The sequence below is a fragment of the Sorangium sp. So ce176 genome, assembly GCF_051519835.1.
GTDB lineage: Bacteria > Myxococcota_A > Polyangia > Polyangiales > Polyangiaceae > Sorangium > Sorangium cellulosum_G.
In genome coordinates this window covers 7,479,173-7,503,982 of sequence record NZ_CP150371.1, presented here as the reverse complement: position 1 = coordinate 7,503,982, position 24,810 = coordinate 7,479,173, and the positions used below count along the sequence as shown (strand labels likewise).

Below are 24,810 nucleotides of genomic sequence, written 5' to 3'. Positions count from 1 at the left end.
AGAAGAACCGTCCAGACGAATAGAGCGGGTGCAAGCTCCGGGCCACCGCCTGGCGCGTGGTCTCGGGCTCGTTCCGGCGAGAAATTGTGGAGAGGCGAGGGCCGTACGGCGTGACGTGCCATGCTCACCACGGTCGCTGGCACGTGGCACGTGGCGCCGCTCGGCTGGCACGTGCCACGTGGCACCGCTACGAGCGGGCGTGCCATCACGCCATCGACGAGCCAGCGGCTCCGGCGCCTCGCGTCGAGCACGCCGAACGCGCGCACGGAGACGTGGATCTCCGATCGGACCGGGCACACGTGGTCTGTCGCCTGCTCCCGCGGTCGCGCGGTGATCGCCGCGCCGTGAGCCGCGCGCTCGCCTGCGCGCGCTCGGCCGAGCAGAGGGGCGGCCGGCCGCTCGTCAGCGGAACCGGTCGGTCGCCTCGACCAGCTCGTGCAGGATGCCCGGCTCCATCGCCGAGTGCCCCGCGTCCGCTACGATGCGCAGATCGGCCTCCGGGAACGCGCGGTGGAGCGCCCACGCGCTCTCCGCCGGACAGACCACATCATAACGGCCCTGCACGATGACCGTGGGGATATGGCGGATCCGGTGCACGTCGTCGAGGAGCTGCGTCTCTGTGGTGAAGAACCCCTTGTTCATGAAGTAGTGGCACTCGATCCGGGCGAACGCGAGCGCGAAGTCGTGTCCCGCCGTCTTCGCGACGAGCTCGGGGTTCGTGAACAGGCAGCTCGTCCGCCCCTCCCAGACGCTCCACGCGCGCGCCGCCCGGCGCTGCACCTCGGGGTCGGGGCTCGTGAGCCGCTGGTGATACGCCGTGAGCAGGTCGCCCCGCTCGGCCTCGGGGATGAACGCGAAGTACTCCTCCCACGCGTCCGGGAAGAGGGCGCTCGCGCCCCGCTGATAGAACCACTCGAGCTCCTGCTTCCGCAGGAGGAAGATCCCGCGCAGCACGAGCTCGGTCACCCGCGCCGGGTGCCGCTCGGCGTAGGCCAGCGACAGCGTGCTCCCCCACGAGCCGCCGAACACCTGCCACCGCTCGATGCCGAGGTGCTCGCGGAGCGCCTCCATGTCCGCGACGAGGTGCCAGGTGGTGTTCTCCTCCAGGCACGCGTACGGCGTGCTCTTGCCGCAGCCCCGCTGATCGAAGAGCACGATCCGGTAGGCGGCCGGGTCGAAGAAGCGCCGCTGCTTGGGCTCCGTGCCGCCCCCGGGGCCGCCGTGCACGAAGATCACCGGCTTGCCGCGCGGATTGCCCGACTCCTCGAAATAGATCTCGTGAACCTCGGAGACGCGGAGCCTGCCGGCGCGGTACGGCTCGATCTCGGGGTACAGCGTCCGCCTCTGCGTGCCTGTCATGGTCATGCCGCCCCCGCTCCCGTCCGTCGACCCGGCGCCCGGACGGCGCCACGGGGCGCCCAGCGTACGCCAACGTGCGCCGCGAGGGGAAGGGCGGGGGCGGGCCGGGCGCGGAAGCCGCCCGGCGTGGGCCGCCGGGGCGCTCAGCCGGGCGGCGCGGCCTCGCGCGGCGCGGCCTTGGTCGAGCCGCTGTAGAGGGCGTCGAGCACGGGAGCGTACTTCGCGAGCACCACGCGCCGCTTCAGCTTCAGGGTCGGCGTCAGCATCCCGTTCTCCGCGGTGAAGTCCTCGTCGGTGAGGGCGACCTTCTTGATCTTCTCGAACCCCTTCGCGTCCGACGAGCACCTGTCGACCTCCGCCTGGACGCGCGCGATCACCCGCGGGTGCCTCAGCATCGCGCCGGGCGAGTCGAAGGTGAGCCCCTCGCCCCGCGCCCACTCGGCGAGCGCCGTCATCTCGGGCACGATCAGCGCCACGTTGAAGAGGCGGTTGTCGCCGTACACCATCGCGTTGTTGATCAGCGGAGACAGCTTGAGCTTGTCCTCGATCGGGGACGGCGCGACGTACTTGCCGTTCTCCAGCTTGTACTGCTCCTTGATGCGGCCGGTGACGTGGAGATAGCCGTCCTCGTCGAGGTAGCCGAGATCGCCGGTGCGGAAGCCGCCGTCCTCCATCATGACGGCCTTGTTCTCCTCGTCGCGCTTGTGATAGCCCACCATCACGTTCGGGCCATACACGACGATCTCGCCCTGCCGCGAGTCATGCGTCTCCGATCGGTCGATCTCGACCCTCACGCCCGGGATCGGCTTGCCCACGGTGCCGAGGCGGCGGGCTCCCGGGTAGTTCACCGCGACGACAGGCGACGTCTCGGTGAGGCCGTATCCCTCGTAGACGGTGATGCCGAGCGCGTCGACGAACTCGGCCACCTCGTAGGAGAGCGCCGCCCCGCCGCTGATCGCATATTTCAGCTTGCCGCCGAACTTGTCGCGGATCTTCGAGAAGATGACGCGGTCCGCCGCCGCGAGCGTGAGCCGCTCGACGAGGCCGAGCGCCTCGCCCTTGTTCTGCCTCGCCGCGGCGCGCAGCCCGGCGCGGAACAGGCCCTGGACGAGCGCGGGCTTCTCCGTCATCTGCTTCTGCACGCCCTCGTAGATGCGGCAGAAGATGCGCGGGACGCTCATCAGCACGGTGGGGTGCACCTCGGCGAGGTTCGCGACGATCTTGTCGACCGACTCGCTCAGCGCCATCGACGCGCCCACGGTGATCATCACGTGGAGCTCGCCGGTGTGGCCGAACGAGTGCGTCCAGGGGAGGAACGACAGGCTCCTGTCGGCGCTGCCGAACGGGATGAGATCGAGCACCGCGCAGACGTTCGACGCGATGTTGCCGTGCGAGAGGATCACCCCCTTGGGGTTGCCTGTCGTGCCCGAGGTGTAGATGAGGCACGCCGTGTCCGCGGCGGTCGGATCGATGGCCAGGGCCGGGCCCTTCTCGCCCGCGGCGAGCAGCGCCCCGTACGAGGTGGTCCGTGCGCCGGGCGCGCCGTCCGGCCCCTCCGGCTCGAACAGACACACGATGTGCTTCAGCGAGGGCGCCTTCTCGGGGAGATCCCTGCACTTCTCGTAGATCTGCGGCGTGGCGACGATCGCGACCGAGGCCTCGCAATCGTTGATGATGAACGCCCACTCGGCCGGGAGCTGCGCCTCGTACATCGGCACGACCGCGACTCCCATGCTGAAGCAGGCGTAGGCAGCGACCGCCCACTCGACACGGTTGTTCGAGATGAGGGCCACCCGGTCGCCGCGCTGGACGCCGAGCGACGCCAGGCCGCCGCGAAACCTGGCGACGAGCTGCCCGAACTCCGCATAGGTGATCCAGCTCCAGCGGCCGTCCGCCTTCGTGCCGAACAGCGGCCGCGGACCGTGAAGGCTCAGTGAGCGATCGAGCAACTGTACCAGGTTCTCCAGCTTGGCCATCGGGGCTCCTCCCACATCGATTGTTACCATGGCGCAGCGACGACCCTGCGCGCTTTTCTCGGCGCGCGGCGCGCCGTCGTCGCGTGGAGGGCGTGGAAGGGCGTGGAGGCTGGACGAACTGGCCCGCCGGTGCGCCGCCTCCTGCGCGTCGCGGGGCCGGGCGGGTAGGGGCGGCGCGCGCGGGCGCGTCCGGCGCGCGAGGTGGCGGCCCCGGGCACCTTCTGTTAGAGGGTGCATCGCTTCGATGCCCCGGTATTCGATCACGACGTTCGGCTGCCAGATGAACGTGCACGACTCCGAGCGGATGCACGACGTGCTCCGCCGTGCCGGCTACACGGAGGCCGGCGGCCCCGAGGAGGCGGACGTGCTCGTGCTGAACACGTGCAGCGTGCGCGAGAAGGCCGAGCAGAAGCTGCGGAGCGAGGTGGGCCGGCTCGCGCGCTGGAAGCGGGAGCGCGCCGACCGGGTGGTCGTCGTGGCGGGGTGCGTGGCCCAGCAGGAGGGGGAGCGCCTCCTCAAGCAGATGCGGGCGATCGACGTCGTGGTGGGGCCCGACAACATCCCGGAGCTGCCCGGCCTGCTCGGCGACCTCGCGCTCGGCGGGCTGCCGGTCGCGCGCACGGTGTTCGACCTGGACGCGCCGCGGTTCCTCGTCGCGTCGCCGTCGCCCTCGACGCGCGGCGCGCCGACAGCGTTCGTCACGATCATGAAGGGCTGCGACGAGCGCTGCTCGTTCTGCATCGTCCCCTACACCCGCGGGCCGGAGCGGTACCGGGCGAGCGACGAGATCGTCGCCGAGATCGCCGCGCTCGTGGCCGCGGGGACGCGCGAGATCACGCTCCTCGGCCAGACGGTGAACAGCTACCGCGACCCGCTCGGCGCGCTGCCGCGGGCCCCGGGCGCGAGCGCGGACGACCCGGACGAGAGCGAGTTCGCCGCGCTGCTCCGGCGGATCGCGGCCGACGTCCCGGGCCTCGCGCGCCTGCGCTACACGAGCCCTCACCCGCGGCACCTCACGCCGTCGCTCGTCCTCGCCCACGCCGAGCTCGCCGTGCTGCCGCGCCACGTGCACATGCCGGTGCAGTCGGGCAGCGACCGCGTGCTCCGGCGGATGATCCGCCGCTACACGCGCGCCGAGTACGTCGCGAGGACGCGGGCGCTCGTCGAGGCCGTCCCCGGGCTGACGCTCTCGACCGACATCATCGTCGGCTTCCCGGGCGAGACGGAGGACGACTTCGCGGCGACGCTGTCGCTCGTGCGCGAGGTGGGGTTCAAGGGGCTCTTCGGCTTCAAGTACTCGCGCCGCCCGCACACCCCCGCGCTGAAGCTGCCGGACGACGTGGCCGAGGACGTGAAGGGCGCGCGGCTCGCGCGCCTGTTCGAGGAGAGCGAGGCGCTGCTCGCCGCCCACCTGTCGGGCCTCGTCGGGACGACGCAGGAGGTGCTCGTCGAGGGGCGCGACAAGGAGCGCGGCGCGGGGCGTGAGCGCGGCGCGGGCGGGGCGCTCTGGTCGGGCCGGACGGGGCGCCACGAGATCGCGCACATCGAGGGCGCCGGGGAGCTCGACCTGCTCGGCGAGGTCGTCGAGGTCTCGATCGCGCGGGCGAACAAGCACTCGCTCCAGGCCGAGCTCACCGAGGCGGCGCGCGCCGCGGCGCGCCAGCAGCCGCGGGGCGGCGCGGACGCGGGGCGGCCGGCCCGGCGCTCGCTGCCGGTGGTCGCGGCCGAGGGGGGCTGACGTGGCGCTCGTCCTCGCTCTGGACGGCGTGTCGCCGCGGCTCGGGCGCGACGTGTTCCTGGCGCCGAGCGCGACGGTCATCGGCGACGTGGAGCTCGGCGACGAGGCGAGCGTGTGGTTCGGCGCTGTGCTGCGCGGGGACATCGGCGCGATCCGCGTCGGCCCGCGGACCAACGTGCAGGACCTCGCGTGCCTGCACCTGACGGGCGGCGTCTCCCGGACGATCGTCGGCGCCGACGTGACCATCGGGCACGGGGCGATCCTGCACGGCTGCCTCGTCGGCGACGGGTGCCTGATCGGGATGGGGAGCATCCTGCTCGACAACGTCGAGATCGGCGAGGGCTCGGTGATCGCGGCGGGCGCGGTGGTGCCGCCCGGCAAGGTGATCCCGGCGCGGTCGCTTGTGCGCGGCAACCCGGCCCGGGTGATCGGCGAGGTGCGGCCGGACCAGGCCGAGCTCGGCAGGATGGGCGCGGCGGGCTATGTGGAGAACGCGCGGCGCTTTCGGGCCGCGCTCGCCGCGACGGCGGCGGGAGCGCCGGGCGTCGCGCAGCACGAGGTGAAGAAGCCATGAACATCACGGTGAACGGGGAAGCGCGCGAGGTGCCTGCGGCGGTGACGGTGCGGAGGCTCGTCGAGCTGCTCGGGCTGACCGAGGGCCCGGTGGCGGTGGAGCGCAACGGCCAGGTGGTGCCGCGGGCCGAGCACACGGCGGCCGAGCTCGCCGAGGGCGACGTGATCGAGATCGTGCACTTCGTGGGCGGCGGCTGAGGCCGCCCCGCGGCAGCTCTCTTCCGACCGCTCGCGGTCCAGCGATCTTCCAGTCCGTCCGCGATCCGGCTACCATCCCGGGTTGCCGTGGATACGAGGGCCCTCGTCTTGGTCTTGGCGCTCGGCGGGTCGGCCGGCGTGGGCGCCGCCCTGGCGGTGCGCGACGCGTTGCCGGCGTCGCCGGTGGTCCGCGGCCTCTCCATCGGCGAGCGCTTCGTGCCGGACGGCGCCTCGCCGGCGGCCTGGATCGAGGCGCGGCGCGACGCGCTGCGCGCGCGTGAGATCCGGCTCCGCCACGACGACGTGGAGCTGACCGCGACGCTCGGCGAGGCGGGCGTCGAGATCGACGTCGGCGAGACGCTCGCGGCAGCGCAGCGCGTGGGCCACGAGGGCCCCTGGGCGCGGCGGATCCGGGAGGCGCGGCGGGCGCGGCGCGGCGGGATCGACGTGCCGCTCGTCTGGTCGGTCGACGAGGACAAGGCCCGCGCGCTGCTCGAGCGGCTCGCCCCCGAGGTCTACCGGGCGCCACGCGACGCGCGCCTCGACCTCGCGAACCGGCGCAAGATCCCGGAGCAGGCGGGCCGGGCGCTCGACGTCGACGCGTCGCTCAAGGCGCTGCGGGCCGGCGCCCACGAATCGTACGAGGAAGAGGAGCGCGTCGAGCTCGCGGTCCGGACCATCGCGCCGGCCGTCGTCGTCGACGACCTTGTGAGCGTCGACGTGACCCGGGTCGTCGCGGCGTACGAGACGAAGTTCAAGCGGCACGGCAAGGAGGCCGGGCGCGCCGTGAACATCGAGAACGCCGCGTCGAGGATCGACGGCACCATCCTGGCGCCCGGCGAGACCTTCTCGTTCAACGCCCATGTGGGCCCGCGGACGCGCAAGAACGGGTTCACCATCGCCCCGGAGATCCTCGGCGACGAGACCGTCCCCGGCTACGGCGGGGGGACGTGCCAGGTCTCCAGCACGCTCTTTGCCGCGTCGCTCTTCGGCGCGCTCGAGACGCCGGACCGCCAGAGCCACTCGCGCCCGAGCGCCTACATCCCGATGGGGCTCGACGCGATGGTGACCTACCCGGAGTCGGACCTGAAGATCAGGAACACGCTCCCGTTCCCGATCATGATCCACGCGTACCTGCCCTCGCCCACGGTGCTGCGCGTGGAGATCCTGGGCGGCGACCCGGTGGCGGAGGTCGTCCACCAGGTCGCCGCCGAGCACACCGACGATTTCATCCGCCGCATCTACGTGAAGCCCGACCTGTCGGAGGGCAAGGTGCGCCGCCACCAGAAGGGCTCGTGCGGATACGACGTGAGGTCGTATGTCAAGGTCCGGTACAGGGACGGCCGGGTCGGCGAGCGCAGCTATACGAGCGAGTACAAGCCCGCGCCCGAGGTGTTCTGGGTCGCGCCGGACTACGATCCTTCGGCGCTCCCGGAGCTCCCGGAGCACGCCAAGGCGGTGGAGGAGCTCCAGGAGGGGGAGGTCCCTGCGGAGGCGCAGGCCCCCCCTGCGCAGGCGCAGGGCGACGGCTTCTCGATGTGAGCGGCGGCGCGGAGGCCCCCTGCGCCTCCGCCGCTGATTCGTCGCGCGGGGGCGGGCGCGCCCTCCAGGGAGCGCGGGGGGCGCCGGGTCACGCGGCGCGCGCGGACCTGTCGAAGCGCAGGCGGAGGCTCTGCAGCCCGCGCAGGCTGAACATCCTGCGCCACACGACCGGCTCCGGCTCGCGCGAGAAGGGCGGCAGCCGCCGGAAGATCTCCTCGAAGGCGATCTTGCCCTCGAGCCGCGAGAGGGGCGCGCCGACGCAGAAGTGGATGCCGTAGCCGAAGCCCACGTTGCCGCGCTGCTCCCGGGTGATATCGAACCTGTCCGGATCGGAGAACTGCGCGGGATCCCGGTTGGCCGACGCGATGATCGGCACGACGATCGCGCCCTTCGGGACGGTGACGCCGGAGAGGGTCACGTCCTGGGTCGCCTGCCGCATCAGGAACTGCGCGGGCCCCTCGTAGCGGAGGACCTCCTCGATGAACCCAGGGATCAGCGACGGGTCCTCGCGGAGGCGGTGGAGGGCGCCGGGGTTCTCGAGGAGCGCGAGCGTGCCATTGCCGATGAGGTTCGTCGTCGTCTCGTTGCCCGCGATCAGCAGCAGGACGACCATGCTGAGCACGTCGTCCCCCTTCAGCTCGCCGTACTCCACCTCGCCGCGGATGAGGTCGCTGATGAGATCCTCGCGCGGCTGCCGCTTCCGCTCCGCGATCAGCTCGTGGAAATAGGCGCGCATCTCGCGGCGGCTCCGGAGCACGCCCTCCACCTCCGCGTCGCTCAGCTGGCCGGCGCCCGAGCTCACGGCGTCATCGGACCAGCGCTTGAAGTCGTCGCGGCGCGCCGGATCGACGCCGAGCATCTCGGAGATGACCGTGACCGGCAGCGGCACGGCCAGGTCCTCCATCATGTCGAAGGCGTCCTTGGCGAGGATGCGATCGAGGTACTCGGTCGTGATCTCGCGCACCCGCTGCTCGAGCCGCGCAATGGCCCTCGGCGTGAACGCGCCGCTGACGAGCTGGCGCACCCTGGTGTGGACCGGCGGATCGCTCATGAGAATGTTCACGTCGCTGATGGCGATCGGCTCGCGCTGGAGCCGCTCGTCCTGCCGGCTCGTCCTCGCCACCATGGTGTCGGACGAGAAGAGCTCCGGGTGCTTGAGGACATACACGACATCGTCGTGACGGCTCACCGCCCAGAAGCCCCCCGGCTCGACCTGACACACAGGCGCCTTCTCGCGGAGCGCGGCATAGACCGGATAGGGGTTCTGCGTGAACTCGGGCGCGACGAGATTGAACGCGTGACTCATGGTTCCCTCCTGGAAGCAAGCGCGGCTTGTGGTCTGGCATACCATGCGGCCTGGTGAAGGCAACATCGCCGGAGAAAATCGCCAGACCGAAGAAAGGAGATAACGGCAACTCCGGAGCATCGCGTGGTCGCCGCTGCGCTCCTGGAATATTCCACTGGGACGGTGGATGACATCGGTGTAGAGCGCCGCGGCAGCCGGGGGACCGGGGCTGAGCCACGGCTCGGCCCGGCCGCAGGCCAGGAGCCGGAAGCGGGCCCTCTGCGGCGAGATCACGTGAGCAGAGGGCAGATGCAGAGGGCGCGAGTTCCTGGGACGCGGGGAGATCCTGAGCGGCTGCCGGGCCGTCGCGCGCTCCTCGCCGGCGTGGGGGCGACCGCGGGCCTGCTGCTGCTCGGCTGTCGCGGCGAGCCGGTCGACGTGCGCGATCAGGCCGCGATCGCGGCCGGCGGCAGCCGGGGATACGCCGGCCCGGCGATCGATCTCGCGTTCTGGACGGGCTTCACCGGGGGCGACCGGCCGCCGATGGAGCGGCTCATCGAGCGGTTCAACAGCGAGCACGACAACATCAAGGTGCGGATGAGCGTGACCCGGTGGGGCGACTTCTATTACAAGCTCCCCGCCGCGGTCGACAGCGGCAATGGCCCCGACGTGGCCGTCATGCACGCGGACCAGCTCGCCACGGCGGCAGTCCACCGCACCCTCCTCCCGCTCGACGAGGTGACCGACGCGCTCGGCCTCGGCGCCGGCGACTTCTCCCGGACGCTCTGGGACGCCGGCGTCTACCGGGGCCGCCGCTACGGCATACCCCTCGATGTGCACCCCCTCGGCCTCTATTACAACCGCGCCGTGCTGGCCGACGCAGGGCTCGGCGAACCAGCGCTGCCGCGCTCCCGGCGCGACTACATGGCGGTGCTCGAGCAGCTCAAGCGGAGGGGGATCCAGGGATCGTGGGTGTCGCCGGTCCTGTTCACCGGAGGGCTGATGTTCCAGTCGCTCCTGTGGCAGGGCGGAGGAGAGCTGTTCTCGGAGGACGGCGCCCGGGCCACGTTCAACTCCGAGGCCGGCGTCGAGGCGCTGGGCTTCATGCTCGAGCTGATCCAGCGGGGGTACAGCCCGCGCGACGTCGGCCAGGACGCCGACAGCATCGCCTTCACCAACAACCGGAACGCGTTCCTCTGGAACGGCATCTGGATGATCAACGTCTACCGCGCGATCCCCGGGCTGGAGTGGGGCGTCCTCCCGGTGCCCACGATCGGCGCGCAGCGGGCGGTCTGGGGCAACTCGCACAACCTCGTCCTCCCGCGCCAGCCCGCGTCGGGCCAGGGCCGCCTCGCGGCGTCGGTGGTCTTCGTCGACTGGCTCAGCCGGCATTCGCTCGAGTGGGCGGAGGCCGGCATGGTGCCTGCCCGGCGCGAGGCCCGGGAGAGCGCCGCGTTCCGGCGCATGACCGAACAGGCGATCTTCGCCGAGCAGATCCCGGTGGTCCGCTTCCCGCCGGCGATCGCCGGCATCGACTCGGTGCGCGCTTCCACCCTCGATCTCGCGGTGAACGAGGCCGTGCTGCTGAGGTCCGCGCCGAGAGAGGCCCTGAACCGCGCCGCCCGCGAGGCCGACGCGCTGCTCTCGGACAACCTCAGGAAGTTCGGGAGGGCGCTGTGACAACGGTCGACGTACCCCTCGTGGAGCCCGGCCGCGCCGCTGCGGACAGCGGCGCGCCGCGCGCCGCTCCCGGCGTGGGCCGGCTGCGGCGCGACGCCGCGCGCCCGGGGCGGTGGGCTCCCTACCTGTTCCTCGCGCCGTACCTCGCGCTGTTCGGCCTCTTCGTCGTTGTGCCGATCGTGCTCGGCGTGTGGCTCAGCCTCCACGACTGGGACCCGTTCCTGCCGACGAAGCCCTGGGTCGGGCTCGACAACTACGCTGACCTGTTCCGGTCCGGCTCGCCGATCCGCGGCAATTTCTGGCGCGCTGTGCGGGCCACGGCGCTCTTCACGGCGCTGAGCGTGCCTGTCCTGGTGACGCTCCCCTTGCTGATCGCCCTCGCGCTCAACCAGCGTTTTCCGGGCCGCTCGTTCTTCCGGGCCATCTTCTTCGCGCCCTACGTGCTCGGCGTCGCGGTCGTGGCGCTCATGTGGCGGCTCCTGCTCGATCCCCAGATCGGCGTTGTCAACCACCTGCTCGGGAAGGTCGGTCTGCCCTCGGACACGGGCTGGACCACGGCGGTTCCGTGGGTTTGGGTCTCGCTGGTGGGGATGACCGTGTGGTGGACCCTCGGGTACAACGCCGTGATCTACCTGGCCGGTCTGCAGAACATCCACCACGAGCTCTACGACGCCGCGCGCATCGACGGCGCGAGCCGCTGGCAGCAGTTCCGCCACGTCACCGTGCCGGGGCTCAGGCCGGTGTTCGTGTTCATCGTGACGATGACCGTGCTCGGGTCGGCCAACATGTTCGGGCAGGCGTACCTGGTCACGGGGGGCGGGCCGGGCAGCGAGACCCGCACGACCATCATGTACATCGCCGAGGAGGGGTTCCGGAACTTCCGGCTCGGCACCGCGGCGGCCATGAGCTACGTCCAGGCCTTCTTGCTCGCGCTCGTGAACCTCGGCATGTTCCTCCTGTTCTTCGGCCGGCGCAGCGACGAGGAGATCCCGTGAGCGTCCGGTCGTTCGCGGCGCTCGCGGGGAGCTGCCCTGTCCGCCGCCGCAAGATCGAGAGGGCCCTGTCGTATGCCGCGCTGATCGTGCTCGCGGTGGTCTATCTGGCCCCGGTGATCTGGATGGCGCTCACCTCGCTGAAGTCGCCGCCCGAGGCGACGGCGGTGCCGCCCACGCTCGTCCCCGCGCGGGTGACGGTGGAGAGCTACGAGGCGCTCGCGGGCGCGAGCGCCCAGGCGCCGGTGTTCCGCTGGCTGCTGAACAGCATCCTGGCCGCCGCGGCCCACGCGCTGCTCGTGCTCGCCACGGCGGCCCCGGCGGCCTACGCGCTCGCGCGCATGGAGTTCCGCGGCAAGCGGCTCGTGCTCGCGGCGATCGTCTCGACGCTGTTCATCCCGCCGATCATGTTCCTGCCGTCGAACTACCTGATCGTCCGGGCCCTCGGCTGGCTCGACAGCCTGCCGGCGCTCGTCGTGCCGCCGGCCGCCTCGGCGTTCGGCGTGTTCTTCCTGCGCCAGTTCTTCCTCGGCCTCCCGCGGGAGCTCGAAGAGGCGGCGGCGCTCGACGGCGCGAGCCGGCTGGTCGTTTTCTGGAAGATCGTGTTGCCGCTGTCGAAGCCGGCGCTGGCGACGCTGGCCGTGCTCAGCCTGCTGAGCAACTGGAACGACTTTCTCTGGCCCATCTACGTGCTGTTCAACCCGGACAAGCTCACGCTGTCGCCCGGCCTCGCGCTGCTGCAAGGGGCGCACGCCACCGATTACGCGCTCGTCACGGCCGGCGCGATGGTGGCGAGCGTCCCGATCCTCGCGGTGTTCATCGCGGCGCAGCGGTACGTGATCGAGGGTGTCGCCCGCACCGGCCTCAAAGGGTGATCGGCGCGCGGGGCGCAGCGACGCGGGCGCGACGACGCGGGGCGCAGCGACGAGAAATGCCTTGAAACGCCGCGCAACGTGAGCGCGACGGCGATGCGACGGAATGGACATTTCCTGTCTGCGCACGTCCTCGGCGTCGCTTGACCTGGAGTCGCTCTCGGGGGAAACTCTCGGTCCACGGCGGCTGGCGGCGCCCCCTGCGCGCGGCCTCGCACCGCGTTGTGACGGCTCGTCCCTGGTTTCATGAGAGAAGAAACCACAGAGGGCACAGAGGGCACAGAGGAGAGAAAGAGAAGCTCTGGTTCCTCGGTGCCCGCTGCGTCTCTGTGGCTCGTCTCCGTCTCCATCACGGAGCCGGGGACGAACCCGGGCGACGCGGTAGACAGACGCCGCGAATCGCTTGTTGCCACGGACGACTGGCGTGCTCTTGGCTTATCTTTTCTTCACCCTTGCCCTGGTGGATGAATGACAATCGTCTTCTTCTGGCTCCTTCAGCGCGGCCTCCGCGCGAGCTCGGCCATGAGGCCGAAGATCTCGAGCAGGTCGGGAGGCGCGAGCTCTCCTCCGCTGAACTCGCGGTAGAGCGTGTGAACGTTCACCGCGATGCGCTCGGCGTCGCTCCAGCTCGCGTAGTCGCCGAGCGCGATGTCGCGGGCGGCGTCGGCCGGGGACATGCCGGCGTCGTAGCGGCGCCGCGCCTCGTCGCGGATGTACACGAGGTAGTCGCGGACCGCGCGCACGCCCTTCCGGTCCGTCATGGGGCCGTGGCCGGGCACGATGACGTCGACGTCGGCCGCGAGGATCGTATCGCAGGCCTTGATCCAGTTGCCGACCGGCCCTGCCCACATGATCGGCGTCACGTCGATGAAGAGGACGTCGCCTGTGTAGATCACGCGATCGGCGGGCACATGGACCAGCAGATCGCCCTTCGTGTGCGAGGGGCCGACCTCGAGGAGGCGGACCTCCTTGGCCCCGACCGTGAGCGCCAGCTCGCCGTCGAAGACGCGGGTGGGCGCGGTGGGGGCGATGCCGTCGAAATCGAAGGCGCCGAAGCAATGGAGGAGGTAATCGCCGAGCGCGCCGGCGGCGCCGCTGCGCGCATGCCGCATGATCGTGGCGAGCATCGGCGCGGGGATCTCGTCCATCTCGGCGGCGCTGGCGCGCGTGGCGACGATCGTCGCGCCGGCGACGAGCGCGTTGCCGTAGCAATGGTCCCCGTTCGCGTGGGTGTTCACGACGGTGCCTATCTGCGCCGCGGCGGGGGTCGCCGCGCGCATGGCGTCGAGCATCTCGCGCGTGCGCTTCAGGTCGAAGAGCGTGTCGACGAGCAGCGCCTGGCCGTCCGAGGTGACGAGGCCCGCGTTGCTGTGCCCCCAGGTGCCCGCCGGCTGGAGATAGGCAAAGCAGCCGTTGCCGACGTCGCGCAGCCCCTGTTCATACCGCCATCCGCCCATGGATACCCCCTCGTGCCCGAGCGCCCTGGGCGCGTCTCCGGGCCTCGGAGCGTAGGTCATCCGCCGGCCGCGCTGGAATGGAAATCGGCCCGCCCGACGGCGCCGTCGCCGCGTGCGGGAGCGGCGACGGCGCGGCGCGAGGCGGGCGCGAGAGGGGAGGGCGAGGGGGGCCGGGTGATCGTCGCGAGCGCTGCTACCAGGCGTAGGCCTCCGGCGCCTCGCCGCCGGGGCCCGGGAAGATCTCGTCGAGGCGCTTCATGTGCTCCGGCGTCAGCTTGATCTCGAGCGCGCGCAGGCTGCCGTCGAGCTGCTCGGCGGTGCGCGGACCGACGATGGGCGACGTCACGACGGGGTTCTGGAGCAGCCACGAGAGGGCCACGTCGGCCGGCTTCTCGCCGAGCTCGGCGCAGAACGCCTCGTAGGCCTCCAGCTTGGGGCGCACCTTCTCGATGCGCGCCTGCGCGTCGGGGGACGCGCGGCGGCCCTCGCGCGCCTTCTGGAGGGCGCCGCCGAGCAGGCCGCCGGCGAGCGGGCTCCAGGGCAGGACGCCGAGCCCGAACGCGCGGCACGCGGGCAGGACCTCCAGCTCGACGGTGCGCACGTTGAGGTTGTACAGGCTCTGCTCCGACACGAGGCCGAGGAAGTGGCGCTGCGCGGCGAGGCCGTTGGCCTGCGCGATCTGCCAGCCGGCGAAGTTGCTGCTGCCCACGTAGAGCACCTTGCCCTCGCGGACGAGCTGCTCCATCGCCTGCCAGATCTCGTCCCAGGGCGTCTCCCTGTCGATGTGGTGCATCTGGTAGAGATCGATATGGTCCGTCTGCATGCGGCGCAGGCTCGCCTCGCAGGCGCGCCGGATGTGGTAGGCCGAGAGGCGCCGGTCGTTCGGCCCCTCGCCCATGGTGCCGTAGACCTTCGTGGCGAGGACGATGCGGTCCCGCCGCTCGCCGCCCTGGGCGAGCCAGCGGCCGACGATCTGCTCGGTGAACCCCTCTCCGCGCTTCCAGCCGTACACGTTGGCCGTGTCGAAGAAGTTGATCCCGTGCTCGAGGGCCCGGTCCATGATCGCGAAGCTGTCGGCCTCGCTGGTCTCCGGGCCGAAGTTCATCGTGCCGAGGCAGAGTGGGCTGACCTTCAGGCCAGTGCGTCCGAGATTGCGGTAGTTCATGTCGGCCGGAGGGTAGCAAAGGGGCCTGCCGGCCGTCCATGCGCGGATGCTGAACGCGCGGTAAGGTTTCGCCGGAGCCGCGCGCCCTGGGGCCGGCCCGGCGGGCGGGGGATCCGAGCGCGGCGGTGAGCTCGGGCGAGCCGCGCTGCGGGCCGCGCGCGGAGCGGTGACGGCGCGTTGTACCGGGAGCCGACCTTCGTCCCTCAGGACGAGCGTGGATCTCCCGGGCACCGGCGCCTTCCTGCAGACGGCGCGGTACTCGGCGCAGCGGGGCTCGCCCGATGTCGTCGTCATCAGCGCCGAGCTGTTCGAGGAGAACATGCTGTGGCCGCGAGGGCTCGTGACGTCCCGCTTCTGGCCGGGCGCTGGCGGGACGACGCAGCTCGAGGTGACAAGCCTGTACGCGCCGAGGGGGCCGATAAGGATCCTGAACCAGGCGTCGTTGGCCGCGGTCCGCGCGTACCAGCGGCGCTACCTCTCGGGGCGGCGCCCGACGGCCGAGGAGCGGGAGCAGCTCCTGGCGGCGGGGCGCGGGGTAGCGCGCGGGAGGGGAGCGCGGCTCAGGCGCTGCGCTTGCGATCGCGATCGCGATCGCGATCGCGGCCGCGCGGCGGCGGCGGCTCGGCGCGCGGCGAGGCGGCGGCCAGCACCGCGGCCTCGCGCGCGGCGAAGCGCTGCTGGAGGAAGTCGACGAACAGCCGCGCCCGGGCGGGCAGGAAGCGCCGGCTCGGATAGAGGACGTTCACGGCCGAGCTAGGCGCTGGCAGGTCGGTCAGGAGCGGCACGAGGCGCCCGGCGTCGATGTCCGCGGCGACGTCCCAGATCGACTTGAAGGCCAGTCCGTGGCCCGCGACGGCCCAGTCGCGCACCAGGTCGCCGCTGTCGGCCACGAGCCGGCCGGAGGGGCGGACGGTGTGGAGCCCCTTCGCGGTGCGGAAGGTCCACGAGAGCGGGCGCATGCCCGGGCGCTGCAGCACGATGCACGCGTGCCCGTCGAGGTCCGCTGGCGCGCGCGGCCACCCGCGGCGCGCGAGGTAGGCCGGCGCGGCGCAGAGCACGCGGCGGCTGCGGGCGAGCCGTCGCGAGACGAGGCGCGAGTCGGCCAGCGCGCCGATGCGCACGGCCACGTCGACGCCTGCCTCGAGCAGGTCCACGACGCTGTCCGACAGGCTCACGCGCACGCGGAGCTGCGGGTGCGCCGCCGCGAAGTCGGCCGCGGCCGGCCCGATCCACTGCCGGCCGAGGTCCACCGGCGCCGACACGTGCAGCAGGCCGCGCGCCTCGGCCTGGCCTGCCGACACAGCGAGCTCGGCCTCGCTCACGTCGGCGAGGATGGCGACGCAGCGCTCGTGGTACGTCGCGCCCTCGCCGGTGAGCGTGAGGCGCCGCGAGCTGCGCTGGAGGAGGCGCACGCCGAGCGCCGTCTCCAGCCGCGTCATGCGCTTGCTCGCCACGGCCGGCGAGAACCCGAGCTCGCGCCCCGCCGCCGAGAGGCTGCCGCCCGCGACGGCGCACACGAACAGCCGCATGTCCTCGAGCTCGACCATCGCCCGCTCCCGACGCGGCTCCGACCTCGGTCGGCCGCGAGGCGCGCACGGTAGCGGCGAGGCCGGTCATCTTCAACTTTTTCGAAAAGCTGGTTCGGCGATCGGGGCCGTTCTCCTCCGTGGTGGAAAGGATCAAGGTGGTCCTGTGGCCGCGCCGGGGCGGGTCCCGCGTCCAGCAGGGCTTCGGGCTCGCGCTCCAGCGCTGCCGCCGGCGCTGCCTCTCCGAGCGTGCGCGCTGGCCGGCCGCTCAACCGCGTCATCCCAGGGAGACATGTCATGAGAAATCCTGTCCTGATCAGCGCCCTTTCCCTCTCGCTCTTCGCCGCCGCGAGCGCCTGCTACGTGCAGGGCGCCGGCGCGGAGGACCTGCCCGCGCCGCGGTCGACGGTCGTCGACGCGAGCCTCTCCAGGGCGCAGGCCGACGCGGAGATCCTCGCGGCGCGGCGCTTTTACGCGTTCTGGAACACAGGCGACGCGGGCTATCTCGACGCGGCGATCGCGCCGAGCTTCACCGACCGCACCTTGCCCAAGGGGCGCCCGCAGGGCCCGCCCGGGCCGGCGTTCGCGTCGAAGAGCTTCCGCGCGGCGGTGCCGGACCTGAGCTGCGAGGTGGAGCAGCTCCTCGTCGCGGGCGATCGCGTGGTGGCGCACCTGCGCTTCCGGGGCCACTTCACGGGCACCTTCGGCGACAGGAAGGGCGCCGGGCAGGCCGTGGACTTCATCGCCACCGACATCCTGCGCGTGCAGGACGGCCGCATCACCGACAACTGGCACATCGAGGACAACCTGACGCTGTTTCAGCAGCTCGGCGTGGTGGCGCAATAACGAGCGCTGGGCGGCCGGAGCGCCGGTGTGCGCTACACGGCCGCCGCGTCCGGGAGCCATTCGCCGTGAAGCGCGAACGGGACGCGCCGACGCGACCGGAGGCGAGAGACGCCGTGTACGGGATGTGCCGTTGGGAGTAGCGGCAACGTATACGTTGTGTCCAACATGGGCTCCTTCGGAGAGCACGTCTACAAGATCGGCATGACGCGGCGATTGCAGCCGATGGACCGCATCAAAGAGCTTGGAGACACGCGCGCCTTCGCAGGTCGAGCAGGTGGCGGCGTACGCGGCGCTCTAGGGGCTTGTCGCGCTCGGTGGCGGCCGCCCGCCGTTTCCGCCGGGGCCGCGTGAGCCGCCGCAGCCTACACTCCGTCGCATGTTCGCCTCCTCGTCGCCCGCGTTGCCCATCGAGACCGACCCCGGCGCGTTGCTCGAGCGCGCCCGCCGGGTCGCGGCGCTCGTGCTCGCTCCGGCGGCGAACGCCACGGATCAGGCCGAGGCGGTTCCCCGCGAGAACCTCCGCGCGCTCGCGGACGCCGGTCTCCTCGGGATCGCGACGCCCGCGCGCCACGGCGGCCACGGCGCCCCGGCGCGGGTCGCGCGCGAGGTCCTGGAGATCCTCGCCGGCGCCTGCGGGGTGACCGCGTTCGTCCAGATGCAGCACGCCACCGCCGCGTGCCCGCTCATCGCGCGCGGTGACAACGAGGCGCTCAAGGAGCGCGTCCTGCCGCGCCTCGCCGCCGGCGAGCGCTTCTGCACGGTGGGCTTCTCGCACGTCCGCCGCCCGGGCCCGCCGATGGTCCGGGTCGAGCCCGACGGCGACCACGTCCGCCTCCACGGCACCGTGCCGTGGTTGACCGGCCACGGGATCGCCGACGACGCGGTGATCGCCGGCGCGCTCCCCGACGGCCGCCTGACGTACGTGCTGACGCCGCTGCAGGCGGGGAGCGCCATCGAGGTGTCGCCGCCGCTCCGCCTGAGCGCGATGAACGCCTCGGCCACGGTGTCGCTGACGCTGCGCGATCTGCGCGTCGGCCCCGAGCAGGTGATCGCCACCGTGACGCGCGAGCAGCAGGCCGCCCGCGACGTGGCGGGCCTGCTGTCGCCGTCGGCGCTCTCGCTGGGCGTGGCCGGCGCTGCCGCCGCCCTGATCGCGGAGCTGGCCGAGCGCCGCGGCAGCGCGCACCTGGCCGGCGCCGCGCGGGCCATCGACGACGAGCGGGAGGCCGCCCGGGCCGACGTCAACGAATGGGCGGAACGGCCGGAAGCGGAGGGGTATGGCGAGCACGCTGTCCGCGTTCGCGCCTGGTGCATCGATCTGGGCGTGCGGGCCGCGCACGCGGCGGTCGCCGCGACGGGCGGCAGCGCCAACCTGCTGGATCATGCCGCGCAGCGCCTCTTCCGCGAGGCGATGCTGTATTCGCTTACCGCCCAGACACGCGATCTGCAGGCAGCGACAGTGCAGCGGCTGCTCGACCGAGGCGGCGGTGCGATGGACCGCACGCGGCCGTGAGGGATCCGCGGGGTGGGCGACCCAGGTTGAGCGGTGCGACCCGACCAGGTAGGGGAGCCGCACTGGGGCGGTCGATGGCGGCAGAGGCAATCCAGCGTGATTCTGGCTCGGCCAGACCGCTGGTGTTCGCCTCGCGCGCGACGCGACCGCGGCGGTGCTGCGGGAGGTCGTCGCGGAGATCCATGCGGGTGCAGCGACCGCCGAGGAGCGGGCCGAGCTGTACACGGCGCTGCTGGTGATGGCGACCATCGACCCCTGGGGGCATACTCTGTGGAAGGAGCTCGTCATGATGGTGGAGGACAAGGAAGAGGGGCTCCTCCGGCGCACGCCGATCATCGGGGAGATGATCATCGAGGCCGAGCTACGGGGGGAGCAACGAGGAGAGGCGCGCGGCGAGCAGAAGGCGATCGCCGCGCTGCTCGGCCGCCTCTTCGCGCGGCGGCTCGGCAGACGACCGACTGCCGACGAAGAGCGCTCGATCGTCGAGCGCGCCCGCGCGCTCGGTCCGGGCGAGGTCGAGGACGCCTTGCTCGACCTCGACGGCGAGGCGCTGGTCCGCTGGCTCGCGGAGCCGATTCCCCCCTCGTGAGCCGCCGCCTGTCCCCTGCGCCCGCGCCGCTCGCCCCGACCCATGCGGACCATGAATCGAGGCGAGCGGCCGCCAGCTCAATACGCGAGCACCTCGACGCCTGACGCGAGCGCGCACGCGCCGTCCAGGGGGTCACCGCCCGTGCGGAGGATCTCGGACGGCTCCGGCTCGCGGTAGACACCGGAGAGCTCGACATCGACCATGCGCAGGATCGCGCGATCGAGCTTGGTCACGTAGTAACAGGGGAGCGTCGGCTCCTTGTGGGCCCCGCCGACCCCGGAGTCATCCGTCAAGAAGAGATACCGGCCTCCCGTCAACTGCGCTGTCGAGCGCATCGTGAGCTCGGTGAGATCATCCACCCCGCTCGACGCGACGGGATAGACGTGCACCCCGCGGTCCTGGAGGGCTCGTATCCCGTCGGCCATGTCCGCCGCGTTGCTGTCGTGGTGGGGCGCGTCCGCGACCCAGAAGGCGAGGCGCGCGGTGTCGCCGCCTGTGCGCCACTCGAGGTCGGCCGCCTTGAAGAGCGCCATGTCGGGCGCCTCCGGGAAGTCGCCGCCGCCGTCGGCCGCCTGCGCGGCGAGCTTCTCCTGGAACTCGACCGGATCGTCGCGGAAGTCGAACCACCGGACGATGTAGTCGTCCTCGGTGTCCTTGTAGACGACGAGCGACCAGCGCTGCGCGGCGTCCGGGTACCTGGCGAAGATCGCGCCGGAGAGCGCGATGAACTCCGTCTGGAGATACGTGATCTCGTCGCCCATGCTGCCCGTTGTGTCGATGATGAGCGAGATGTCGAGCGTCTCCCTCGCTCCCGGGGGCGCCGCGAAGAGGCTGTGCGCGCCCTGGTGGTCGGCCTCGGTGAAGGGCAAGAGGCCCGGGAGCTGCTGCGCGTGGAGCGAGCTCCTGTACGAGAGGAAGAAGTCGAAGTTGCGGTTGTCGTCCCAGACGCCCGCTGTCAGCGTGCCAGCCTCGACGCCGCCCCCGCTGCCCCCGCTGCCCCCGCTGCCTCCGCTACCCCCCGCGCCCCCACCGCCCCCGGTGCCGGTGCCCCCGCCGCTGCCGAGGGATCCGGCGTCGCTCGGGGCATCGCCGCCCGCCGCCCCCGGACCCCCCGCGCCGGCCGAGGCCGAGGCGGCGTCGCTCGTGCCGGCGCCCTTCCCCGGGATCTCGCCGTCGCCGCCGCCGACAGGGGTCGAGGAGGTCGAGCCGCCCGAGCACGCACCCAGCGCAAGAAGGCTCCCCACCATGAAAGCGAAACGGAAACGGGTACGCATCGGGTCTCCTTGGCCGCGAGGGTCCTCACGCGCCGGCGTCGCACGCAGCCGGGGTGCCTCGATGCATGGCGCGTACCGGGACCAAACCGCGTGATTTCCGGCGCTTGCGCGGCTGCTCGTGGTGCGTTCTGTGCCAGGACGCGCCGGCGCGCGACGCTGACGGCCCTGGCGATCAGGGCGGCGCCCCTTCGACCTCTGCTTCAAGTCCCCTGAGGAGGAGCCGAAGCCCGTACCGGAACCGCGCCTCGTGATCGACGCTCGCGAGGTGCGGGAGCACCGCCGCCAGGTGGCGGGTAGGCGCCTCGCTCCACCGCCTCGCGGAAGCGCTCCGGATCGGCCTTGGCAGGGTCCGCTCCCGGGTGAACCACCAGCGCCTGCTCCTCGAGGGTGAAGCCGATCACGTAGTAGACGATCGACAAGCACCCCCACGCCGCGGCGCGCCGGGAGAGCCCGCCGTCCCTCAGCGCGCCGACCAGCGTGTCCGAGACCCGCAGCGTGTTCTCCTGCGCGACGTAGGTCCCGGCGAAGACCCGCGCCCCGTCGCGGTGGCGGATCTCCGAGCTGATCAGCGCGCTCGACGTCGCGTATCCGACAGGCAAGACCGCCGAGACGCACCCCTGGGTCGGCAGGCGGGCGCCCGATCGCGCGCTGGCGACGGACCGCGGCGCCGCGCGGCTGTACGAGCTGCTCCACGCGGGCCGCTTCGTCCTGATCGACCTCGCCGGCGCGGCCGATCTCCGGGAGGCAGGCGCGGCGTGGGGCGATCGCGTCGACGCTGTCCGCGCGACGGCCGACCCCCGGAGCGATCTCGCCGCCCTCGAGGCGCTCCTGGTGAGGCCGGACGGGCACGTCGCGTGGGCGAGCGACGCCGCGCGGCGGGCGACGCGCCTGTCCGACCTGAGGAGCGCGCTCGAGGCCTGGTGCGGGCCCGCGTGAGGCCGCCTATGCTCCCTCCGTGATCGCCATCGAAGCCGCCGCGCTCCGCAAGACGTACGCGGGCCTCTTCCGGCGGGACGGCCAGGAGGCCCTGGCCGGCCTCGATCTCACCGTCCCCCGCGGCGCCGCGTTCGGCCTGCTCGGCCCCAACGGCGCCGGCAAGACCACCTTCATCAAGACCCTCCTCGGCGTCGTCCGCCCCACCTCCGGCGTCGTCCGCGTCCTCGGCGGCGCCCCGGAGGACCGCGCCGTCCGCGCCCGCATCGGCTACCTGCCCGAGCGCCTCCACCTCCCGCACGCCTGGACGCCTGTCGCCTTCCTCGCCAGCGTCGCCCGGCTCAAGCGCCTCCCGGTGACCGAGGCAGCGCTCCTTCGCGACCTCGACCGCGTCGGGCTCGGCGACAGCGCCAAGCGCCGCATCGGCGGCTTCTCCAAGGGCATGAAGCAGCGCCTCGGCCTCGCCGCGGCCCTGCTCGGCGCGCCCGACCTCCTCGTCCTCGACGAGCCCACCGACGGCATCGACCCCCTCGGCCGCGCCGAGATCCGCCGCATCCTCACCGAGGAGCGCGCCCGCGGCGCCACCCTCTTCCTCAACTCGCACCTGCTCTCCGAGACCGAGCGCGTCTGCGACAGCGTCGGCATCCTCGCCGGCGGCCGCCTCGTCCGCGAGGGCGCCCTCGAGGCCCTCTGCGGCAGCCCCACGCGCTACCGCGTCCGCTTCGCGCCCGGCTTCGACCCGGCCGCGCTCCTCCCGCTCGGCCTCGTCGCCCGCGACGCCGAGGGCGCCTTCACCTGCGACGCCCCGAGCCCCGAGGAGCTCAACGCCCTGCTCGACGGCGCCCGCGCCCGCGGCGCCCTGCTCATCGAGCTCGCCCGCGACATGCGCGACCTCGAGGACGTCCTCGCCGAGGCCCTCGGCGCGCCCACCCCCACCGCCGGAGCCTCGCCGTGAAGACCGTCCTCGCCATCGCGCTCGACCTCGTCCGCGAGGCCGCCTCGCGCCGGTGGTTCCTCGCCCTCGGCGCAGCCATCACCCTCCTGCTCGGCGTCGCCGGCCTCACCCTGCGCATGGACATCGTCGACGGCGCCCTCGCCGCCACGCGCCTCTTCGGCCAGGTCGTCCCCACCGACATCCGGGCCGTCGACGTCGCCCTCCGGCCCGTCCTGCGCGCGGCGGCGTACGTCATCTTCTACGGCGGCCTCGGCTTCGGCGTCCTCGCCTGCGCCGACTTCGCCCCGAGCCTGCTCGCGCCCGGCCGCATCGAGCACCTCCTCGCGCTCCCCGTCCAGCGCTGGGAGCTGCTCGCCGGCACCTTCCTCGGCGTGCTCGGCCTCGCCCTGGCCGGCGCGCTCTACGGCGCGGGCGGCCTCACGCTCCTGCTCGCCGTGAAGACAGGCGTCTGGACCGTGCGCCCCGTCCTCGCCGCCCTCCTCGCGGGCGTCACCTTCGCCGCCCTCTACGGCGCCATGCTCGCGGCCGCCGTGTTCGCGCGCAGCGCCGCCCTCTCCGCCGCGACGGGCGGCGCCCTCTTCCTCGCCGGCATCGTCGCCGGCTACCGCGATCGCCTCGGGACCTTCTTCGAGACCGGCGCCCCCCGCGCCCTCTTCCGCGCCGTCACCGCGGTCTTGCCGCGCGTCTCCACGCTGGCCGACACCTCCGCCGATCTCGCCGCCTCGGCGCCCGTCGGGGCGCTCGACCTCGCGAGCCAGCTCGCCGGGATCGCCGTCTTTGGCCTCGCCGCCGTCGCCTTCGGCATCTGGGGCTTCGAGCAGAAGGACTTCTGACCACCATGCGCCACCGAGCCTGGCTCCTCGCCGCCGTCGTCCTCCTCGGCCTCGCCGCGTGGCTCATGTCGCGCGGCGACAGCAAGGCCACCGCCGCGCGGAAGCCGCGCGTGGAGTTCCCGCGCTACCCGCGCGACGCCGAGCATGAGCGCAATCAGCGCCGCCTCACGCTGCCGCCTCCGCCGCAGAACGACCCGAAGCGCCCGGGCCGGCGCGATCCGGTGCTGACGGCCCTGCCCACCGACAAGGCCACGTCGGCCCTCGTCTTCGAGGCGAGCGCCATCAAGGAGTCGCCGGCCGGCAAGCTCTGGCTCGACTGCATGCTCGCGGAGCGCGGGATGGATAGCTTCGACGAGCTCAAGGACGAGCTCGGGATCGACGTGCTCGAGGACATCGACCGGATCGCGGCGTCCTCCGAAGGTCTCGTGGTGGTCTCGGGCCAGCTCGGGTCGGCGCGTCTTTCGTCGCTGCGGGGGAGCCGCCGCGCCCACGGCGCGCGCGGGGCGCTCTTCGAGGAGGAGGGGCGCGCGCCGGTGCTCGGCCTCTGGGGCGACGGCCTCCTGCTCCTCGGCAGGGACGCGGAGGCCGTCGAGGCCGCGATCGACAGGCTCGAGGACAAGGTCCCGCCGGCGCCGCCGGTGATCCCGGAGTGGGCGAGCTACGGGGACGCGTACGGGGTGCTCTCGGCCGACGACCTGGCGGCCTTGCTCGAGGAGAGCCAGCCGGAGATCGCCGAGCGCCTGCGCGGCGCTGTCAGCCAGGTGGAGCTTCACATCGACGCGTCGGAGGACGTCGCGATCGTGGCGGACGTGACGGGGCCCGTGAAGGCCGACATCGACGACCTCGGCAAGACGCTGGGGGCCACGCTCTCGCTGGCCCGCCTGAAGGCGCAGGCGGACGGCGAGGAGGAGCTCGTCGAGCTCCTCGACATGGCGCGGGTGAGCCCGCGCGAGGGCCGCTTCCTGCTGGATCTCGCGCTGCCGCTGCCGCTGATCCAGAAGGCGATGAGCCGCTGCGGGGCGCGCTACAGGGGCGACGTGGCGCCGCCGGTCGAGGAGGAGCGGGGAGGGGAGGCGGGCGAGGCGCGGTGACGGCGCGCTCGTGACGGCGCGCTCCGGAGCGCGGGGCCGCGCGCGAGATCGGGAGTCGGCCCCATGCGCGGGCGACCCGAGGCGCCGAGCTCACTCGAGCAGGATCGATTCCACCGAGGTGGTGCCCTCGATCGCCTCGCCGACGCCTCCGCCGAGCGCGATGAGCTCGTTTGCGCTCCGGTCGACGAGGCGGTGGAAGATGCGCGGCGTCGTCAGCGTCGCGACCTGCTCCCAGCCGTCGCGGGCGTCGTTCAGCCGGTAGACGACGCCCTCGGCCGCCGTGAAGTAGAGGGTGTCGTTCAGGCTCACGGCCGCGCAGCCGAAACCGGCGATGGGCGAGTGCGCCGGCAAGGCCGGCCCCGGCGCCGCGCCGCCCTGCTGGCTGCCTCACCATAGCCGGCCGGCGTCGAGCT

The 24,810-nt window shown here is 72.6% G+C and carries 23 protein-coding genes and 1 pseudogene; 15 read left to right on the top strand and 9 right to left on the bottom strand.

The window, feature by feature from the left end:
• Positions 1 to 402: 402 nt before the first annotated feature.
• Complete coding sequence (pip, locus tag WMF42_RS28115) at positions 403 to 1,365, bottom strand: prolyl aminopeptidase (RefSeq protein WP_437685948.1); 963 nt, start codon at positions 1,363 to 1,365, stop codon at positions 403 to 405.
• Positions 1,366 to 1,502: 137 nt separating this feature from the next.
• A complete protein-coding gene (locus WMF42_RS28110; RefSeq protein WP_437685946.1) occupies positions 1,503 to 3,335 on the bottom strand; it encodes an AMP-dependent synthetase/ligase in 1,833 nt (610 codons plus the stop codon).
• A 244-nt stretch (positions 3,336 to 3,579) separates the two neighbouring features.
• On the opposite strand from WMF42_RS28110, the gene miaB reads away from it, so the two are divergent.
• The 4 genes from miaB to WMF42_RS28090 all read left to right on the top strand — a co-directional run bounded on the left by miaB (position 3,580) and on the right by WMF42_RS28090 (position 7,386).
• Positions 3,580 to 5,073 (top strand): tRNA (N6-isopentenyl adenosine(37)-C2)-methylthiotransferase MiaB, encoded by a 1,494-nt coding sequence (gene miaB, locus WMF42_RS28105; protein ID WP_061609443.1) that lies wholly within the window; start codon positions 3,580 to 3,582, stop codon positions 5,071 to 5,073.
• A gap of 1 nt (position 5,074) precedes the next feature.
• Positions 5,075 to 5,647, top strand: a complete 573-nt coding sequence (locus tag WMF42_RS28100; protein ID WP_061609465.1) for a gamma carbonic anhydrase family protein — start codon at positions 5,075 to 5,077, stop codon at positions 5,645 to 5,647.
• Positions 5,644 to 5,844, top strand: coding sequence for a sulfur carrier protein ThiS (thiS, locus tag WMF42_RS28095; RefSeq protein ID WP_061609442.1), 201 nt, complete (start codon positions 5,644 to 5,646; stop codon positions 5,842 to 5,844). The genes WMF42_RS28100 and thiS overlap by 4 nt, the downstream gene beginning before the upstream one ends.
• Before the next feature lie 108 nt (positions 5,845 to 5,952).
• Complete coding sequence (locus WMF42_RS28090; protein WP_233561856.1) at positions 5,953 to 7,386, top strand: VanW family protein; 1,434 nt, start codon at positions 5,953 to 5,955, stop codon at positions 7,384 to 7,386.
• Positions 7,387 to 7,474: 88 nt separating this feature from the next.
• Here the strand turns inward: WMF42_RS28090 and WMF42_RS28085 are convergent, their stop codons facing one another.
• Positions 7,475 to 8,692: a cytochrome P450 gene (locus WMF42_RS28085; protein ID WP_437685941.1), complete on the bottom strand. Its 1,218-nt coding sequence runs from the start codon at positions 8,690 to 8,692 to the stop codon at positions 7,475 to 7,477.
• A gap of 288 nt (positions 8,693 to 8,980) precedes the next feature.
• On the opposite strand from WMF42_RS28085, the gene WMF42_RS28080 reads away from it, so the two are divergent.
• Genes WMF42_RS28080 through WMF42_RS28070 form a run of 3 tightly spaced genes read left to right on the top strand, consistent with a single transcriptional unit; the run spans position 8,981 to position 12,218 of the window.
• A complete protein-coding gene (locus tag WMF42_RS28080; protein ID WP_081426641.1) occupies positions 8,981 to 10,351 on the top strand; it encodes an ABC transporter substrate-binding protein in 1,371 nt (456 codons plus the stop codon).
• Positions 10,348 to 11,346, top strand: coding sequence for a carbohydrate ABC transporter permease (locus WMF42_RS28075; RefSeq protein WP_061609438.1), 999 nt, complete (start codon positions 10,348 to 10,350; stop codon positions 11,344 to 11,346). The genes WMF42_RS28080 and WMF42_RS28075 overlap by 4 nt, the downstream gene beginning before the upstream one ends.
• Positions 11,343 to 12,218: a carbohydrate ABC transporter permease gene (locus tag WMF42_RS28070; RefSeq protein WP_233561855.1), complete on the top strand. Its 876-nt coding sequence runs from the start codon at positions 11,343 to 11,345 to the stop codon at positions 12,216 to 12,218. The genes WMF42_RS28075 and WMF42_RS28070 overlap by 4 nt, the downstream gene beginning before the upstream one ends.
• Positions 12,219 to 12,709: 491 nt before the next feature.
• On the opposite strand, the gene WMF42_RS28065 is transcribed toward WMF42_RS28070, so the two are convergent.
• The 3 genes from WMF42_RS28065 to WMF42_RS28055 form a co-directional block, all read right to left on the bottom strand.
• A complete protein-coding gene (locus WMF42_RS28065; RefSeq protein WP_437685938.1) occupies positions 12,710 to 13,672 on the bottom strand; it encodes an MBL fold metallo-hydrolase in 963 nt (320 codons plus the stop codon).
• Between the two features lie 193 nt (positions 13,673 to 13,865).
• Entirely contained in the window at positions 13,866 to 14,837 is a 972-nt protein-coding gene (locus WMF42_RS28060; RefSeq protein WP_061609436.1) for an aldo/keto reductase, read from the bottom strand.
• 560 nt (positions 14,838 to 15,397) lie between these two features.
• Positions 15,398 to 16,384, bottom strand: coding sequence for a LysR family transcriptional regulator (locus WMF42_RS28055; RefSeq protein WP_437685935.1), 987 nt, complete (start codon positions 16,382 to 16,384; stop codon positions 15,398 to 15,400).
• 276 nt (positions 16,385 to 16,660) lie between these two features.
• On the opposite strand from WMF42_RS28055, the gene WMF42_RS28050 reads away from it, so the two are divergent.
• From WMF42_RS28050 to WMF42_RS28035, 4 genes and pseudogenes are all read left to right on the top strand, one after another.
• Complete coding sequence (locus WMF42_RS28050) at positions 16,661 to 17,209, top strand: ester cyclase (RefSeq protein WP_061609433.1); 549 nt, start codon at positions 16,661 to 16,663, stop codon at positions 17,207 to 17,209.
• 141 nt (positions 17,210 to 17,350) lie between these two features.
• Positions 17,351 to 17,458, top strand: a pseudogene (locus tag WMF42_RS28045) (GIY-YIG nuclease family protein); the annotation flags it as partial.
• 127 nt (positions 17,459 to 17,585) lie between these two features.
• Positions 17,586 to 18,722 carry an acyl-CoA dehydrogenase family protein gene (locus tag WMF42_RS28040; protein ID WP_437685933.1) on the top strand — a complete coding sequence of 379 codons (1,137 nt, stop codon included), beginning with the start codon at positions 17,586 to 17,588 and terminating at the stop codon, positions 18,720 to 18,722.
• 154 nt (positions 18,723 to 18,876) lie between these two features.
• Positions 18,877 to 19,311, top strand: coding sequence for a hypothetical protein (locus WMF42_RS28035; RefSeq protein ID WP_437685931.1), 435 nt, complete (start codon positions 18,877 to 18,879; stop codon positions 19,309 to 19,311).
• A 77-nt stretch (positions 19,312 to 19,388) separates the two neighbouring features.
• Here WMF42_RS28035 and WMF42_RS28030 read toward each other — a convergent pair whose 3' ends face one another.
• Entirely contained in the window at positions 19,389 to 20,585 is a 1,197-nt protein-coding gene (locus WMF42_RS28030) for a vWA domain-containing protein (RefSeq protein ID WP_437685929.1), read from the bottom strand.
• A 200-nt stretch (positions 20,586 to 20,785) separates the two neighbouring features.
• Positions 20,786 to 21,184 carry a TetR/AcrR family transcriptional regulator C-terminal domain-containing protein gene (locus tag WMF42_RS28025; RefSeq protein ID WP_437685927.1) on the bottom strand — a complete coding sequence of 133 codons (399 nt, stop codon included), beginning with the start codon at positions 21,182 to 21,184 and terminating at the stop codon, positions 20,786 to 20,788.
• Between WMF42_RS28025 and WMF42_RS28020 the strand changes: the two genes are divergently transcribed.
• The 4 genes from WMF42_RS28020 to WMF42_RS28005 are packed head-to-tail and all read left to right on the top strand — an operon-like array spanning position 21,138 to position 24,397.
• The gene (locus WMF42_RS28020; protein WP_437694363.1) at positions 21,138 to 21,521 is read left to right on the top strand and encodes a hypothetical protein; all 384 of its coding nucleotides are present in this window, start codon (positions 21,138 to 21,140) and stop codon (positions 21,519 to 21,521) included. The genes WMF42_RS28025 and WMF42_RS28020 overlap by 47 nt on opposite strands.
• A gap of 19 nt (positions 21,522 to 21,540) precedes the next feature.
• Complete coding sequence (locus WMF42_RS28015) at positions 21,541 to 22,473, top strand: ABC transporter ATP-binding protein (RefSeq protein ID WP_437685925.1); 933 nt, start codon at positions 21,541 to 21,543, stop codon at positions 22,471 to 22,473.
• Positions 22,470 to 23,306, top strand: coding sequence for an ABC transporter permease subunit (locus tag WMF42_RS28010; RefSeq protein ID WP_061609921.1), 837 nt, complete (start codon positions 22,470 to 22,472; stop codon positions 23,304 to 23,306). Before WMF42_RS28015 ends, WMF42_RS28010 begins: the two co-directional genes overlap by 4 nt.
• A 5-nt stretch (positions 23,307 to 23,311) precedes the next feature.
• Positions 23,312 to 24,397, top strand: coding sequence for a hypothetical protein (locus WMF42_RS28005; protein WP_437685923.1), 1,086 nt, complete (start codon positions 23,312 to 23,314; stop codon positions 24,395 to 24,397).
• A gap of 90 nt (positions 24,398 to 24,487) precedes the next feature.
• Here the strand turns inward: WMF42_RS28005 and WMF42_RS28000 are convergent, their stop codons facing one another.
• Complete coding sequence (locus WMF42_RS28000; protein ID WP_437685921.1) at positions 24,488 to 24,706, bottom strand: hypothetical protein; 219 nt, start codon at positions 24,704 to 24,706, stop codon at positions 24,488 to 24,490.
• Between the last annotated feature and the right edge of the window lie 104 nt (positions 24,707 to 24,810).